The following is a 1,532-nucleotide window of genomic DNA, read 5'->3' as shown; positions in this document are numbered from 1 at the left end:
GGTACCGCGGATCCCCAGAGCGTGTCAACAGACCGGATGGTGAATTAAGTGGCGGAAGAGAGTCGCGGGCAGCGCGGGTCCGGATACGGCCTCGGGCTGTCGACGCGGACGCAGGTGACGGGTTACCAATTCCTTGCTCGTCGGACCGCGATGGCGCTGACCCGGTGGCGGGTCCGTATGGAGATCGAGCCCGGCCGCCGGCAAAACCTGGCCGTGGTGGCGTCGGTGTCTGCGGCGCTGGTGATCTGCCTGGGCGCGCTGCTGTACTCCTTCCTCAGCCCGTCCGGTCAGATCAACGAGTCCCCGATCATCGCCGACCGCGACTCGGGCGCGCTGTACGTCCGGGTGGGCGACCGTTTGTATCCGGCGCTGAACCTCGCGTCAGCCCGGCTGATCACCGGTCGGCCGGACAACCCGCACCTGGTTCGGTCCAGCCAGATCGCGAGCCTCCCGCGCGGGCCGCTGGTCGGGATCCCCGGGGCGCCGTCGAACTTCGCGTCCAGGACGCCGGCCAAGTCATCGTGGCTGGTCTGTGACTCCGTGGGCACCGCGAGTGGGACGGGGTCCGTACTGAGTTCGCCCTCGGGTGTGACGGTGACCGTCATCGACGGCATCCCGGACCTCAGCGGCCACCGGCGGGTGCTGACGGGGTCGGACGCCACGGTTCTGAGCTACGGCGGCGACGCCTGGGTGATTCGCGAAGGGCGACGCTCGCGCATCGACGCGACGAACCGGTCGGTGCTGTTACCGCTGGGGCTGACGCCCGAGCAGGTCAGCGCGGCGAAGCCGATGAGCCGTGCCCTGTTCGACGCGTTACCGGTGGGGCCCGAGCTGACTGTGCCCGACGTGAAGGATGTCGGCAGCCCGGCGTCCTTCCCCGGAGCGCCCGGCCCGGTGGGCACGGTGATCGTCACCCCGCAGATCAGTGGCCCGCAGCAGTATTCGCTGGTGTTGTCCGACGGCGTGCAGACGCTGCCACCGCTGGTGGCCCAGATCCTGCAGAACGCTGGTTCGGGTAACACCAAGCCGTTGACCGTGGAACCGTCGGCGCTGGCGAAGATGCCTGTGGTCAAGAAGCTGGATCTGTCGTCTTACCCGGACAACCCGTTGAACGTGATGGACATCCGGGAGAATCCGGCGACCTGCTGGTGGTGGGAGAAGACCGACGGCGAGAGCCGTGCGCGCGTCCAGGTCATCTCCGGGTCCAGCATCCCGGTCAATTCACATGACATGAACAAGGTCGTGACGTTGGTGAAGGCCGACACGACGGGCCGGCAAGCCGACCAGGTCTATTTCGGTCCCGAGAACGCGAACTTCGTCGCCGCCACCGGCAATGATCCCGGAGCCAAGACGACGGAATCGCTGTGGTGGCTGACCGATGCGGGCGCCCGGTTCGGGGTGGACGACACCCGCGACGTGCTTGAGGCGTTGGGGCTGAAGACCAGACCGAGCCTGGCGCCGTGGGTGGCGCTGCGGCTGCTGCCACAGGGGCCGACCCTGTCGCGGGCGGACGCCCTGGTGGAACACGACAC

1 protein-coding gene is annotated in these 1,532 nt (G+C 68.1%); it reads left to right on the top strand.

The features are described 5' to 3' along the window. Positions 1-48 precede the first annotated feature (48 nt). Positions 49-1,532: type VII secretion protein EccB (eccB, locus tag AC2VOK_RS21140; protein ID WP_428902192.1), on the top strand; the 1,484-nt coding region annotated here is incomplete at its 3' end.

This window comes from Mycobacterium sp. TH-M116, assembly GCF_057473685.1.
The sequence above is the reverse complement of the archived record's forward strand: the minus strand, read 5'-3'. Positions and strand labels throughout refer to the sequence as shown.